A 14,471-nucleotide genomic window follows, 5' to 3' on the forward strand; every position below is an offset into this window, starting at 1 on the left:
CCGGTTCCCGGCCTATCGTGAGGCTGGGGGCTGGAGGTCCGCTATGGCTACATCCGAGATTCGTGAGTCCGCTTCGGGCGAAGGGGGTTTCACGCATCGGCAGATCATGGTGGTCCTGAGCGGGCTGCTGCTCGGGATTCTGCTGGCGGCGCTGGATCAGACCATTGTGTCGACGGCCATCCGGACCATTGCCGATGATCTCGACGGGTACGCGCTGCAAGCCTGGGCGACGACCGCGTACCTGATCACGGCCACGCTGGCGACGCCGCTGTACGGGAAACTCTCGGATATGTACGGGCGCAAGCCCTTCTATCTGGCGGCCATTTCGATATTCCTGCTCGGGTCGCTGCTGTGCACGTTCTCGCAGTCGATGTACGAGCTGGCGGCCTTCCGGGCGGTGCAGGGGCTGGGCGCGGGCGGGCTCATGTCGCTGGCGCTCACCATCATCGGGGATATTGTCAGCCCGCGCGAAAGGGCGCGGTATCAGGGTTATTTCCTGGCCGTCTTCGGAACTTCCAGTGTGGTCGGGCCGGTGCTGGGCGGATTGTTCGCGGGGCAGCAGAGCATTCTGGGCATTGCCGGGTGGCGGTGGGTGTTCCTGGTCAATGTCCCGATCGGGCTGTTCACGCTGCTGGTGGTGACGCGGGTGCTGCGGCTGCCGGCGCGGGAGCGATCACGCGATCGCGTCGATTACTGGGGCGCGCTGGTTCTGATCGTCGGTCTCACCCCGTTGCTGATCGTCGCCGAGCAGGGGCGTGAATGGGGTTGGGGCAGTACGAAATCAGTGATCTGCTACGTGATCGGCGCGGTCGGTGTGGCCGGATTCGTGGCGGTGGAGGCGGCATTGGGGGAGGCCGCGCTGATTCCCTTGCGAATCTTCGCCAATCGTACTTTCGCGCTGGGTGTGGTTATTTCGTTCGTGGTGGGCGCGGGCATGTTCGGCGGAATCCTGCTGCTGCCACAGTATTTGCAGGTGGTGCGGGGCTCCAGCCCGATGCTGGGCGGCCTGCAGATGATTCCGATGGTGTTCGGCATCATGATCGGCTCGGTGTTCTCGGGCCAATTGATCTCGCGCACCGGGCATTACCGGATCTTCACGATTCTGGGTGCGGCGCTGGTGACGTTGGGACTGTTCCTGCTGCACTATCTGCGCTTCGACACCGAGTTCTGGATCGTGGCGCTGTTCATGATGTGTGTCGGCTTCGGGCTGGGAAATCTCATGCAGCCCCTGATTCTGGCCCTGCAGAATGCGTTGCCGCCCAAGGATATGGGCGTCTCGACGGCCGCCGCGACCTTCTTCCGGCAGATCGGCGGGACGCTGGGGGCGGCGGTGTTCCTGTCGATCCTGTTCGCGCGGCTGGTTCCGGATATCCGCGACGAGCTGGCCGCGACGGGCCGGGACGCCTCCGGCGTCGAGCGGGTGCTCAGCGACAGTTCGATTGTGCAGCAATTGGATCCGGCGCTGGCGCGGCCGTTCCAGGTGGGGTTCGCGGAATCGCTGTCGACGGTGTTCCTGACCACGTCGGCGGTCACCTTGGTCGCGCTGGTGCTGGTGCTGTTCTGGCGAGAAGTCCCGCTGCGCACCACCGCCGGATTGTCGGCCCCCGAATGACGACGGTGGGGGCGCGGTAATCCGCGCCCCGACCATGCCTGCGGGACCGCCTCAGTGGCCGCCCTGCTCCTTCAGCCGGGCGTAGGCCTCGGTGACCAGGCTCTCGGCCTTCTCGCGGCCCTCCCAGCCCTCGACCTTGACCCACTTGCCGGGCTCCAGGTCCTTGTACCGCTCGAAGAAGTGCGCGATCTCCTTGCGCTGGAACTCCGGGATGTCCTCGACGTCCTGGATGTGGTTCCAGCGCTTGTCGCCGGCGGGCACCGCCACCAGCTTCTCGTCGGTGCCGGCCTCATCGCTCATGATGAGCACGCCGACCGGACGGGCCTCGACCAGCACACCCGGGAACACGGGCTCGGGCAGCAGCACCATGCAATCGAGAGGATCGCCGTCGCCGCCCAGGGTGTCCTCGATGTAGCCGTAGTCGGCCGGGTACATCATCGGCGTGTACAGGTAGCGGTCCAGCCGCACGCGTCCGGTCTTGTGATCTACCTCGTACTTGTTGCGCTGACCCCGGGGGATCTCGATGGTGACGTCGAACTCCACGTCATCTCCTTCTTCGGTGGGCGGTATGGCTGCCGACTCGCCAGCTCGTTCGGGGGAACGACTGCGCAACGAGGATAGTGTGGTCGGGGGTCGTGTGGGTGCGGCAGGGACTTCTCGGGCAATACCGAACCACGGGTATCAGGGAGTAGCGGCAGGTGGCAGGTCGGAACAAACAGAACATCGGTGGGCTGGAGGCCAAGCGTCGTCGCAGAACCTGGATCGTGGTGTCATCGGCGCTGGTCGTGGTGTTGGTGGCGGCCGCGGCCGTGGTGTTGACGGTGAAACCGTGGACGGAGGAATTCCGCCACGGCGGCTTGACCATTGCCGCCCCGCCATCGCCGGTGCGGGTATTGCCGCAGGTCGCGCCCGCGCCGACGAATGGGCCCGCGCCCACGGCCGCCGGGCTGACCGCGGCGCTCGCGGCGGTGGTCGCCAATCCGGATCTGGGCGTGTTCGCCGCGCAGGTGTCCGATGCCGATACCGGTGAGGTGCTGTGGGGCCACGACGCGGACAAGCCGATGATCCCGGCCTCGACCGCCAAGATCCTCACCACCGCCGCCGCCCTGCTGGCGCTGCCCGCCGATCACCGGGTGACCACCAAGGTGGTGACAGGCGCCGCGGCGAACGAGCTGGTCCTGGTGGGCGGCGGCGATCCCACGCTGACCGCGCAGCCGGACGGCAAGGGCTATTACCCGGACGGGCCGAAACTTTCGGACGTGGTGGCGCAGATCAAGGCCTCCGGGCGGAGCGCCGACACCATTGTGGTGGACGTCTCCGCGTACACCGGGCCGACCATGGCGCAGGGCTGGCTGACCGAGGACATCGCCGGCGGCTCCATCGCGCCCATCGAACCGGTCATGATCGACGGCGGGCGGCTGGATCCGCTGGTGGAGTACTCCCCGCGCACCCCCACCCCGGCGCTGGACGCGGGTAAGGCCCTGGCCACCGCGCTGGGGCTGGACCCGAATCGGGTGCGGCTGGGCGCCGCACCGGCCGGCGCCACCCAGGTCGCGGCCGTGCGCTCGGCGCCGCTGCGAGACCGCTTGCGGGACATGATGGTCCATTCCGACGATGTGCTGGCCGAGACCATCGGCCGCGAAATCGCCGCCGCCGCAGGCGCGGAGCAGTCCTTCGCCGGGACGGTCACCGGTATGACCACGACGCTGCAGGCCGCCGGTTTCGATCTGACCGGAACCACGCTGCACGACGCGGGCGGGCTCTCGGTGGACGACAAGATCACGCCAAGCCTGCTGGACAGGGTCGTCACCGTCGCGGCGCTGCCGACTTCGCCCTTCAATCAGAGCAATCCGACCGGGGACGGTGCGGCCGAGGCCGCACCCGCACCGCTGGCGGCGCTGCTCGACTATCTGCCCGTGGCCGGCGCCACCGGCTCCCTGTCCGACCGCTACACGGTGCGCGATCGCGCCGCCGCGGGCTGGGTTCGGGCCAAGACCGGAACTCTGGACGTGGCAAGCTCGTTGGTGGGGTATGTGCTGGACCGCGATGGGCGCGTACTCACTTTCGCGTTGATGTCGAACGATCGCCTGCCCGGCCTGAGCCGCCCGGCATTGGACGCCATCGCCGCCACACTGCGTACTTGCGGATGCTCCTGACGGGTGGATGATTATGACCGGACCCGAACACCATTCGGCCGACGCCGACCGCACGGGAAACGGCGTCGCTCAGACCGGTGAGGTGCTGCTGGCCGGCGAGCCGGCGCCCAAGCACCGTTCCGGGCTGGCCGGTTCCGTGGACTGGGCCCTGGCCGCCCGCACCGGCGCCGCGCTGGTGCCGGCCGGGCCGCGCACCACCAGACAGTCCGCCGAACAGGCCGTATCGGAACTCGCCGCCGCCTCGGTGCGGGCGGAGGGGCCGGTGCGGGAGGTGAGCGGGCTGATCGACGGCTCCGTGGTGCCCGATGCGCGAATCGTGGACCGGCCCGGCTGGATTCGCGCCGCCGCCGACTCCATGGCGCAGCTCACCGGCACCGGCGTCGACGCCGGTGCGAAGGGCAAGCTGGTGGGCAAGCCCGCCGGGGTGCAGGCGGGGGCCATGCTGGCCTTCCTGTCCACGGCCATCCTCGGCCAGTACGACCCGTTCAGCGGGCCGGACGGCACGCTGCTGCTGGTCGCGCCCAACATCATGGCGGTGGAACGCGCACTCGGCGTGCCGCCCAGCGATTTCCGGCTCTGGGTCTGCCTGCACGAGGTGACCCACCGGGTGCAGTTCTCCTCCGCGCCCTGGCTGGCCGAGTACATGCGGGAGAACGTCGAGGTGCTCGGCGCGGCCGGGGACGAACCGATCGCCGATATGCTCGAGCGACTGCTGGAGGCGGTGCGCGAGCGCCGCCGCGGGGTGGAGGATCCGGCGGGCGGGGTCATCGGGCTGCTGCGCGCCACCCAGGCCGAACCGCAGCGGCAGGCGCTGGACAATCTGCTCATGCTCGGCACCCTGCTGGAGGGCCACGCCGACCATGTGATGGATGCCGTGGGCCCGGCCGTGGTGCCCTCGGTCGCGCGCATTCGCGCGGCCTTCGATCAGCGGCGCAAGCGGCCCGGCAATCCGCTGCAACGCCTACTACGCGCGCTGCTGGGCATGGATGCCAAGGTGCAGCAGTACGTGCGCGGCAAGGCCTTCGTCGACGAGGCGGTCAATACCGTCGGCATGGAACGTTTCAATGCGGTGTGGACCAATCCGGAAACCCTGCCCCGCACCGACGAGATCAGCGATCCGCAGCGCTGGGTGACCCGCGTTCTGGGCTGAGCCGGGGGCGCGTGCAACGATCGGGGCGTGAACGACCGGCCCCGGCTGCCCGAGACGCGCGCCGCCCTGGAAATGCGGCACGCCCTGCGCGAGTGGCTGGCCGCCTACGCGCCCGGTGACGAGGTCGCGGTCGCGCTGTCCGGCGGCGCGGACTCGCTGGCCCTGACGGCCGCCGCCGTCGTGGAGGCCGGTGCGGTGGACGCCCTGGTGGTGGATCACGGATTGCAGGAGGGCTCGGCCGCGGTGGCGGCGGAGGCGGCCGCGACGGCCATCGCATTGGGCTGCCGGTCGGCCCGGGTGCTGCCGGTCGAGGTCGGGCGCGCGGGCGGGCCGGAGGCCGCGGCGCGGCGGGCCCGGTACGCGGCGCTGGACGCGGCTCGCGACGGCCTGCCCGTCCTGCTCGGGCACACCCTCGACGATCAGGCCGAGACCGTGCTGCTCGGTTTGGCGCGGGGATCGGGCGGGCGCTCGATCCAGGGGATGCCCGAATACTCCGAACCGTGGGGGCGGCCGCTGCTGGGCGTGCGGCGGCCGGTGACGCGGGCCCTGTGCGCCGATCTCGGGGTGACGCCGCACGAGGATCCGCACAACAGCGCACCGGAGTTCACCCGGGTGCGGCTGCGCACCGAGGCGCTGCCGTTGCTGGAAGATGTCCTGGGCGGTGGCGTCGCCGCCGCGCTGGCGCGCACGGCCGCCCACCTGCAAGAGGACGGTGCGGTGCTGGACACGCTCGCCGCGGAGTTGCTGGCCGCGGCGCTGGACGGTGAAACGCTGTCGCTCGAGATGCTCGCCACTGCGCCGCCCGCACTCCGCCGCCGCGTCGTTCGCGCCTGGTTGCTGGAACGTGGCGCAAAATCATTGACGGACAATAATTTACGGGCCGTCGATGCGCTGATCACGAATTGGCGGGGTCAGGGCGGGGTGGCCGTGGGTGGTTTGCCCGATGGGACCAGGTTGGTTGCCGCGCGTGAACATGGCAGGCTCATACTGGGCTCGGACCAGAGCGAATCCGATTCGGATAGACATCATCACTGAAGGGAAACCAGCGGACGTGTACGGGGACGACATCGCGTCGGTGCTGATCAGCGAGGACGAAATCGCGGAAAAGATCGACGAGATCGCGGACCTCGTCGCCAAGCGGTATCCCGCTGACGCCCCCGAAGGCGACCTGCTGCTGGTGGGTGTGCTCAAGGGCGCCATCTTCTTCATGACCGATCTGGCCAAGCGGCTCACCATCCCCACGCAGATGGAGTTCATGGCGGTCTCCTCCTACGGGTCCTCCACCTCGTCCTCGGGCGTGGTGCGCATCATGAAGGACCTGGACAAGGACATCGCCGGCCGCAATGTGCTGATCGTCGAGGACATCATCGACTCCGGGCTCACGCTGTCGTGGCTGCTGCGCAATCTGAAGAGCCGCAATCCCGCCTCGCTCGAGGTCGTGACGCTGCTGCGCAAGCCCGATGCGCTGCGCACGCACGTGGACGTCATGCACGTGGGCTTCGACATCCCGAACGAGTTCGTGGTCGGCTACGGGCTGGACTACGCCGAGCGCTACCGCGATCTGCCCTACATCGGCACCCTGGACCCGAAGGTCTACGGCGGCAAATAAGCCTCGGGGAGCCGCGCGCGGACCCAATCGCGAGCGGTTTTAAGCCTCATGTGACGAAACTCACCTCACCGGGTTTACGGCGACGTCGTGAGCCCGGGCCGGTTGTTGCTGGACGGCCGCGGGCCGTCCGGACCGCTTTTCGGGCGGGGTGGCGTGGTGGAGGTAACTGCTGGTCACCTGTCCGCATAGCTTGCCGGGCATTGATCTTCGTCGAATGGCCAGGAATTCGCGGGTCCGGTTAACAGCATGTTTCGCGGGCGGATTATGCTGTCTGTAACAAACCTGACGGCTGTTTTCTGATCTGATCGCAAACTTTTGGGTCGGATACGGCTGGAAAATCAAGACCGATTCTGATAGCAAGGGGCTATGGACCCGCATTTGCGCGACCTGCGGTATTTCGTCGCCGTCGCTGAGGAACTGCACTTCACCAACGCCGCCCAGCGGCTGCACATCGCACAACCCACCCTGTCGCGGCAGATTCGTCAGCTGGAACGCCAGCTCGACGTGGTCCTGTTCGACCGTAACCAGCGCAGCGTCGCCCTCACCGTCGCCGGTAAGGAACTGCTCGAAGGCGCCCGCAAGATCCTGGAACTGTGGGAGGTGACCAATGTCGCCCTGCAGGAGGCCGGCGAGGTGCTGCGCGTCGGCATCCAGTCCTCCATCGGGCGCGGCCTGATCACCGACCTGGAGAGCGCCAGCGGCCATCGGCTCGCCCTGCACTCCGCGTCCTGGACCGATCCCTCCAGCGGGCTGGCCGGCCGGCAGGCCGACCTCGCCCTCATGTGGCTGCCGGTGCCCGACACCAGCCGCTACCGGTGGCAGGTGCTGCGCACCGAGCCGCGCTGGGTGCTGCTGCCGGAGAACCACGCGCTCGCCGGGCAGGAGACCATCGACTTCGCCGATCTCGCCGATGAGCCGTTCATCGCCATGCCCGCCGAAGCCGGTGCGGCACGCGACTTCTGGCTCGGCGCGGATGCCCGGGGCGGCCGTCAGGCCCGCATCGGCGCGGAAGCGGCCACCGCCGAGGAGCGTCTCGAGGCCGTCAGCCTCGGCCTGGGCGTATGCCTGCTCGCCGAGAACAATGTGCCCATGTACCGCTGGCCCGGCCTGACCGCCCGCCCGGTCACCGGCCTGCCCCCGTGCGAGCTCGCGGTGGCCTGGCGCGCCGACGACGATCGCCCGACCATCATCGAGTTCGCCGCACGCGTACTCGAGGGCGGCTTCGCAGAGGCCGCCTCTCCGGAACTTCTGCGCCCGGCCTAGCGTCGTCGCCGGTCCCGTTCGCGTGCCGGCGGTCAGGTGCGACACCGATTCCGGGGGTACCCGATGAGTTACCCCGACCGGAACGAAATCAGTTGCCGCCCTGGCAAACGGCGGCGGTGGCAGTGGGTCGGAGGTACTGCCACCCTCGGGTAGCCGATTCGCGCGAGACTGGGTCGTCACTGATGTGACGACCCAGTTTCGTGTCTCAGGGGGCGGTTCGCTTCCAGGGCTGCGCGGTCTCCATTTGCGCGGCCAGGCGCAGCAGGGTGGATTCGCTGCCGGGGGGACCCGCCAGTTGCGCGGCGACCGGCATGCCGGTGCGCGGGTGGATGCCCATGGGGACGGAGATGGCGGGCCAGCCGACCAGATTCCACAGCGGGGTGAAGGGGGAGAAGCGCACGTTCGCAATGACATTGGCGAGCCAGGGGCGGGTGTGCCAATTGCGGGCGCGGGGCGGGGCGGCGGCCAGGGTGGGGGTGATGACCACGTCGTAGCGTTCGAAGTAGTCGAGCAGGCGGGCCTCGATGCGATCGACCTGGCCGGAACGGACCAGCCCGGTCCTGAGGACCACCCGGCCCAGCGCCGCGTGGGTGCGGGTGCGGGGTTGCAGGCGCTCGGGGTGCGGGACGGTCGCGGCCTCGCGGGCGGCATTGGCCAGCCAGCGCAGGGCCAGCGCGAAAGTGGCGCCCTGATAGGGGAGTTCGGCCACGGCCACGGCGTGGCCGGCGCCCGCGGCGAGGGAGGCGGCCTTGCGGGCCGCGGCGGTCCAGGCGCGGTCGACGCGGGCGAGAGGGACCGGTGCGGCGGTGGCCAGGCCGATGCGCAGGGCGGGCGGGGTTTCCAGTTCGGCCAGGGCGGGGCGGTCGGCCAGGACCGACAGCACCAGGGCGGCATCGGCGACAGTCGTTGCCAGAACGCCGTTTTCGGTCATGCCGCCCCAGGAGTCGACGCCGACCTCGGCGGGCACCAGGCCCCGGCCGGGCTTGATGCCGACCACGCCGCAGCAGGCGGCCGGAATGCGGACCGAGCCGAGGCCGTCATTGCCGTGCGCGACCGGCACCAGGCCCGCGCCGACGGCGGCGCCGGAGCCGCCGGAGGAGCCGCCGGAGCCGAAACGGGGATTCCAGGGGCTGCGGGTAATGCGCTCCGGGGAGTCGGTGGCGCCCCACAGGCCGAATTCGGGAACAGCGGTGAGGCCGACGACGATCGCGCCGGCCGAGCGTAGTCGGCGCACCACCGGATGGTCGGTCGCGGCGGGCTGATTCGAGCCCGCCAGCGAACCGCCGCGGGTGACCTCGCCGGCGACGTCGATATTGTTCTTCACCGCGATCGGCACGCCCGCCAGCGGCAGCATGTCCAGATCCGCGCGCTCGGCCACCGCGCGCGCCTCGGCGCGGGCGGCGTCGACGCGAAGCAGGCTGAACGCGTTGACTTTCCGGTCCCGCGACCGGATCCGTTCGATGGCGCCCTCCACCAGATCGCCCGGTGTGCGCAGGCCCTCGCGCACGGCGGCGGCGATACCGGCCGCGGTGCTCTCGTCCACCCGGGGGCCGGGGTCGACCGGCCGATCGGCGCTCGCCGTGTCGGGTACCGCCGGGTTCGCCGTCTCGGTGGGATTGCTTGCCGTGTCGTCTGTGCTCACCACTACCTCGTTCACCGCCGCGGTGCCGTCCGCCAGTGCGGTGCCCTCGTCGTACATGCTGGTCTTCCCCCGTCGCCTCGTGTCGAAATCGGGTGATCCGCTGTTGAGCCGCAAGTTATCATTCCCGCAATTGCTCGGGGATGATGGTGTCGGGTGTGGCGGATTTTATCCGCGACATCCATCGACAGTACGGATTCGACGGTATCCGTGCCGAGCCACGATGGGTGCGGACATGGCTTCTGGTGCCGACCACCGCTCCGGCCGATATTCGGCTGGAACGGAATTCACTGTGGTTGCCGCGTTCACGGCGGCCTGGGATACCGGCTCCGCGCCGCCGCAGATCGCCGATTTCCTGCCCGATGCCGCCGCGCTGCGGCGCGGTGCGCTGGTGGAACTCATTCGCGTCGATATGCGGCACCGCTGGCTGGGCGGGTCCGGATTGCCGCCGGGCCGGGCGCAGGCGCGCAAGCGTCTGACCGAATACTGTTCCGAATTCCCCGAACTCACCATCGGTGACCTGCCCCCGGGACTGGTCTACGAGGAGTTCGTCATCCGCCGCCACAGCGGGGAGCGGGTGGATCCGCGCGACTATGTGCGCGAGTTCCCGGATCAGGCCACCGAGCTGCGGGAGCTGCTCAATGCCGATGACGAGGACCAGAGCACCCGGCGGTCGGTGCTGGAGGATTCCACGCGGCCCGGATTCGGGGAGTCCACCCGCGCCGGATCGCCGCTCGACGAGCCCACGCGTGCGGCCTTCGCGCCGAATGGTCTGACCCAACCGGATTTCACACTCGACGATTCCACCCGGGCCGGCGCCCCGCCGGAGGAATCGACCCGGCCCGGAATCGACCTCGACAGCGACAGCACCCGCGTCCCCGATCCGGGTGAGCTGACCCAGGCCGACCTCGGCGAACTCACCGGCGCCGCCCCGGACGCGGCCCGCGCCACCAGCGGGATCAGCGCCCCGGAGACCACCGAACTGCTCGATCGCATCGAAATCGGCCAGCGCATCGACGATTTCGATCTGCTCACCAGCCTCGGCAGCGGTGCCTTCGCGCGGGTGTTCCTGGCCCGGCAGCGGTCGCTGCAGCGCCTGGTGGCGGTGAAGATCTCCGCCGATCACGGCACCGAGCCGCAGACGCTGGCCCAGCTGGACCACGACTACATCGTGCGCGTCTTCGACCAGCGGCTGATGTCGGGTGTGCGCACCGAGACCGGGCGGCGGCTGCGCCTGCTGTACATGCAGTTCCTGCCCGGCGGCACCCTGCTGGGGGTGCTGCGCTGGGTGCGCGCCACGCCGGCGTCCGAACGCAGCGGGCAGCTGCTGCTGGACGCGGTGGACGCGGCCATGGAGGAGAAGGGCGAGATCCGGCCCACCGATTCCAGTGTGCGCGCCGAGCTGGCCGGGCTGAGCTGGCCGGAAACCGTTGCGTGGCTGGGCCGCCGGCTGGCCGAGGCGCTCGACTACGCCGACGGCCACGGGGTGCTGCACCGCGATGTGAAACCGGCGAATGTGCTGCTCACCGCGGAGGCCGTGCCGAAGCTGGCGGACTTCAATATCAGTTTCAGCCGCAATCTGGACGGCGCGAGCCCGGTCTCCTACTTCGGCGGCTCGCTGTCCTACATGTCGCCGGAGCAGCTGGAGGCCTGCCATCCCGGCAGCGCCACCACCGCCGGTGATCTCGACACCCGCGCCGACATCTTCTCCCTGGGCGTGGTGCTGTGGGAATTGCTCACCGGCGCAAAGCCGTTCGACGACACCACGGCCGGTCCGGGCGGGCACGGCGACCGCACCACCCTGGAGGCCATGTTGCACCGCCGCCGCAGCGGCGTGGACGCCGGTGCGCTGGAGCGGGTGCCGCCCGACTGCCCGGCCGCGCTGCGCCGGGTGCTGCTCACCTGCCTGGCCCCCGCGCGCGATCAGCGCTGGAGCAGCGGGTCGGTGCTGGCCAAGCAATTCGAGCTGTGCCTGGACGAGCGGGCCCGCGATCTGGTCGACCCGCCGCCGCACAGTCCGCGGATGCGGTTGCGGCGCTGGATGATTCCGCTGGTGACGCTGTTCGTCACGGTACCGAACGTGATCGCCTCGATCTACAACATCATGCACAACGACACGCTGATCGTGAGCCGGCTCTCCGAGCAGGCCATGCGGACCTTCACGCTCACCACGGCCACGGTGAACGGGTTGTTCTATCCGATCGGGCTGGCGGTGATCATCTATCTGTGCCGGTATGTGATCACGGTGCCGCGCGGTCTGCGCAAGGGCCGCGAATTCGATGCGCGGACCTTGGCGCGCGCCCGCCGCGATGTGCTGCTGTGCGGGGAGCGCATTTCGTTCGTGGTGATCTCGGCGTGGGTGCTGGCGGGCATCACCTTCCCGCTGTCGCTGCACCTGGCCACCGGCGATATCGCCCCGCGCGGCGCGGTGCACTTCCTGGTCTCGCTGTGGGTGTGCGGCGCCATCGCCACCGCGTATCCGTTCTTCCTGGTCACCTTCTATCTGGTGCGGTGCGTCTATCCGATGTTCCTGCGGCACGGCGACATCAGCGCCGACGATGCCGCCTGGCTGCACCGGCTGGGCAACCGCTGCACCGGCTATCTGGCCATCGCGGCCTCGGTGCCGCTGCTGGCGGTGGCGGGCGTGACCTTCCTGCCGCCCGATGACATTCCGCTGGTGATCGTGGCGGTGCGGGTGCTCAGCGTGGGTGGCATCGTGGCGTTCGTGGCGGTGTACATCATGTTCCGGGCGCTCGAGGCGGATCTGCGGGCCCTGGAGCGCGTGGTCGCGCCCGGCCGTTCCGCCCATGCGGACGATGAGCGGTCGGGTATCCGATTGTGAGCGGCGATCCGATGCACGCGGTCGCCCGTTTCGCCGCCGACTGGGAATCCACGCTGCGCGGCGATCGCCCGGATCCGCCGCCGCTGGATCACTATGTGCCCGACGGGCGGGACGCGCGCCTGGCGGTGCTGACCGATCTGGTGCGCGTGGATATGCGGCAGCGGTGGCGGCGCGCCGGAATGGAGAAGCGGATCGCGGAGTACCGCACCGAATTTCCCGAAGTCGCGACCAGTCCGGACTTCGTGGACCTGGTGTGCGAGGAGTACCTGGTCCGCAGCCGCTACCGGGTGATCGATGTCGACGCCTTCGCCGTCGAGTATCCGGAGGTGGCCGGTGAGCTGCGCGCCCGCTTCGCCGAGGCGGACAGCGCGCGCCGCACCCCGCCGCCGAGCCTGCCCGAGGGCATCGGAACCGGCCGCCGCCTCGATGATTTCGATCTGCTCACCGAGCTCGGCGGCGGCGCGCACAGCCGCATGTTCCTGGCCCGGCAGCGCTCCATGCAGCGCTTGGTGGCGGTGCGCGTGGAAGCCGGGGCCGACAGCGACGCGCCGACCGTCGCGCAGTTGGATCATCAGTACATCGTGCGGGTGTTCGACCAGCGTTCGATCGTCGACGGCGGCACCGGAAAACCCTTGCGGCTGTTGTACATGCAGTATCTGCCGGGCGGCACCGCCGCGGAGGTGCTGGCCCAGCGGCGCGCCCAGCCCGGCCCGGCGTCGATCGCCGTGCTCGGCGGCCGCCTGCTGCTGCGCGCGGTGGACGCGGCCATGGAGGCCCGGGGCGAGATCCGGCCGGCGGATTCCCGGGTGCGGGCCGAGATCGCGGAGCTGAGCTGGCCGGAGACCGTGGCCTGGGTGGGGCGGCGGCTGGCGGAGGCGCTGGAATACGCCGAACGGCACGGCGTGCTGCATCACGATATCCGGCCCGGGAATGTGGTTTTCACCGCCGAGGGTGTGCCGAAGCTGGCGGATTTCGCGCTCGGGCCGCTGTCCCGGGCGGGCGCCTGGCCCGAGGATCCGCAGGCGCTGCGCTACCGCTCACCGGAAGCCCTGGCGGTCATGCTCGATCCCGCCGCGCCGCTGCCCGGCGCCCGCGGCGATCTCTACTCCCTGGGCGTGCTGCTGTGGGAGATGCTCACCGGCACAGTGCCGTTCGAGGATCCAGCCCGCGGTTCCGGCTCCGCGACGGTGGCCGATATGCTGGCCCGCCGTCGCGCCGGGGTGCCGGCGGCCGCACTGGCCGCCCTGCCCGCCGAGACCCCGGCCGCGCTGCGCCGGGTGCTGCTGGAATGCCTGCATCCCGATCCGGACCGCCGCTGGCAGCGGGGTGCGGAACTGGCCGGGCAGCTGGATCTGTGCCTGGACCCGCGCGCCCGCGATCTGGTGGATCCGCCGCGAAAGAGCCTGCGCGCCAGGATGCGCGGCTGGCCGGTGCCCATCGCGGTGGTGTGCGTCGGGCTGCCCAACGCGCTGGCCAGCTTGTACAACATCCGGCTGAATCAGAGCCTCATCGTCGATCGGCTCGCGGCCGCGGACCAGGAGCGGTTCGCGACGGTCGCGCTGGTGAACAATGCCATCGCCTTCCCCCTGGCGGCGGCGCTGCTGCTCTGGCTGGCGCGGCGGCCGCTCGCCGTCTCCTACCGGCTGGCCCACGGCCGTCACTACACCGCCGCCGAACTCGCCCGCGCCCGCGCCGACACGCTGTTGATGGGGGAACGCGCGGTGTGGATCCCTTTCGCCATGTGGCTGCTCGCCGGGCTGGCCTGGCCGGTGGCCCTGTCCCGCTCCGGGGCGGCCTTGCCGCCCAATGCCTTCGGCCACTTCTTCACCGCCCAGGTGGTGTGCGCGGCCATCGCCCTGGCCTATCCGTTCTTCCTGGTCACGGTGTACGCCCTGCGCTCGCTGTATCCGCAGCTGCTGGCTCGCGGCGCGGTCGGGCCGGACGATCGGCGCCAGCTGCTGGCGCTGGGCCGCCGCAGCAATTTCTATCTCGCGGCCGCCGCGTCGGTGCCGCTGCTGGGCGTGGCCACCGCGACCTTCGTGGCGCCGGCCGACCTGGAGCTGGTGATCGGCACGGTGCGCTGGCTCAGCGTCGGCGGCGTGCTCGCCTTCGCGCTCACCTACCAGATGTTCCGCCTCATGGAGGCCGATCTGCGCGCCCTGGTGCGCGCCATCCCGCAGAGCACTCTCGCCTGATCCGA

Annotated in this window: 10 protein-coding genes; 8 read left to right on the plus strand and 2 right to left on the minus strand. The window is 70.0% G+C overall.

Annotated features, from left to right (window positions below; translation table 11 throughout):
* Nucleotides 1-43: 43 nt before the first annotated feature.
* A complete protein-coding gene (locus ACYQ5L_RS02500; protein ID WP_459955206.1) occupies nucleotides 44-1,612 on the plus strand; it encodes an MDR family MFS transporter in 1,569 nt (522 codons plus the stop codon).
* 51 nt (nucleotides 1,613-1,663) lie between these two features.
* Here ACYQ5L_RS02500 and ppa read toward each other — a convergent pair whose 3' ends face one another.
* Nucleotides 1,664-2,155, minus strand: coding sequence for an inorganic diphosphatase (ppa, locus tag ACYQ5L_RS02505; protein ID WP_379192222.1), 492 nt, complete (start codon nucleotides 2,153-2,155; stop codon nucleotides 1,664-1,666).
* A gap of 155 nt (nucleotides 2,156-2,310) precedes the next feature.
* On the opposite strand from ppa, the gene dacB reads away from it, so the two are divergent.
* From dacB to ACYQ5L_RS02530, 5 genes are all read left to right on the plus strand, one after another.
* Nucleotides 2,311-3,768: a D-alanyl-D-alanine carboxypeptidase/D-alanyl-D-alanine endopeptidase gene (gene dacB / locus ACYQ5L_RS02510; protein WP_459955207.1), complete on the plus strand. Its 1,458-nt coding sequence runs from the start codon at nucleotides 2,311-2,313 to the stop codon at nucleotides 3,766-3,768.
* 13 nt (nucleotides 3,769-3,781) lie between these two features.
* Entirely contained in the window at nucleotides 3,782-4,918 is a 1,137-nt protein-coding gene (locus tag ACYQ5L_RS02515; RefSeq protein ID WP_459955208.1) for a zinc-dependent metalloprotease, read from the plus strand.
* Between the two features lie 72 nt (nucleotides 4,919-4,990).
* The gene (tilS, locus tag ACYQ5L_RS02520; RefSeq protein ID WP_459963298.1) at nucleotides 4,991-5,953 is read left to right on the plus strand and encodes a tRNA lysidine(34) synthetase TilS; all 963 of its coding nucleotides are present in this window, start codon (nucleotides 4,991-4,993) and stop codon (nucleotides 5,951-5,953) included.
* Between the two features lie 16 nt (nucleotides 5,954-5,969).
* Nucleotides 5,970-6,527, plus strand: coding sequence for a hypoxanthine phosphoribosyltransferase (hpt, locus tag ACYQ5L_RS02525; protein ID WP_379192228.1), 558 nt, complete (start codon nucleotides 5,970-5,972; stop codon nucleotides 6,525-6,527).
* Nucleotides 6,528-6,893: 366 nt separating this feature from the next.
* Nucleotides 6,894-7,790, plus strand: coding sequence for a LysR family transcriptional regulator (locus ACYQ5L_RS02530; protein WP_459955209.1), 897 nt, complete (start codon nucleotides 6,894-6,896; stop codon nucleotides 7,788-7,790).
* A 205-nt stretch (nucleotides 7,791-7,995) separates the two neighbouring features.
* Here the strand turns inward: ACYQ5L_RS02530 and ACYQ5L_RS02535 are convergent, their stop codons facing one another.
* The gene (locus tag ACYQ5L_RS02535; RefSeq protein ID WP_459955210.1) at nucleotides 7,996-9,489 is read right to left on the minus strand and encodes an amidase; all 1,494 of its coding nucleotides are present in this window, start codon (nucleotides 9,487-9,489) and stop codon (nucleotides 7,996-7,998) included.
* Nucleotides 9,490-9,721: 232 nt separating this feature from the next.
* Here ACYQ5L_RS02535 and ACYQ5L_RS02540 point away from each other — a divergent pair, with 232 nt between their 5' ends.
* Together ACYQ5L_RS02540 and ACYQ5L_RS02545 are read left to right on the plus strand one after the other, a co-directional pair.
* Complete coding sequence (locus tag ACYQ5L_RS02540) at nucleotides 9,722-12,271, plus strand: serine/threonine-protein kinase (protein ID WP_459955211.1); 2,550 nt, start codon at nucleotides 9,722-9,724, stop codon at nucleotides 12,269-12,271.
* Entirely contained in the window at nucleotides 12,268-14,466 is a 2,199-nt protein-coding gene (locus tag ACYQ5L_RS02545) for a protein kinase domain-containing protein (RefSeq protein WP_459955212.1), read from the plus strand. The genes ACYQ5L_RS02540 and ACYQ5L_RS02545 overlap by 4 nt, the downstream gene beginning before the upstream one ends.
* Nucleotides 14,467-14,471: the final 5 nt, after the last annotated feature.

The organism is Nocardia sp. IFM 10818, from assembly GCF_054655275.1.

Bases quoted from the DNA above. Each gene is read 5' to 3' on its own strand.
- ACYQ5L_RS02500 (WP_459955206.1), top strand. From the start codon at position 44: ATGGCTACATCCGAGATTCGTGAGTCCGCTTCGGGCGAAGGGGGTTTC.
- tilS (WP_459963298.1), top strand. From the start codon at position 4,991: ATGCGGCACGCCCTGCGCGAGTGGCTGGCCGCCTACGCGCCCGGTGAC.
- ACYQ5L_RS02515 (WP_459955208.1), top strand. From the start codon at position 3,782: ATGACCGGACCCGAACACCATTCGGCCGACGCCGACCGCACGGGAAAC.
- ACYQ5L_RS02535 (WP_459955210.1), bottom strand. From the start codon at position 9,489: ATGTACGACGAGGGCACCGCACTGGCGGACGGCACCGCGGCGGTGAAC.
- ACYQ5L_RS02530 (WP_459955209.1), top strand. From the start codon at position 6,894: ATGGACCCGCATTTGCGCGACCTGCGGTATTTCGTCGCCGTCGCTGAG.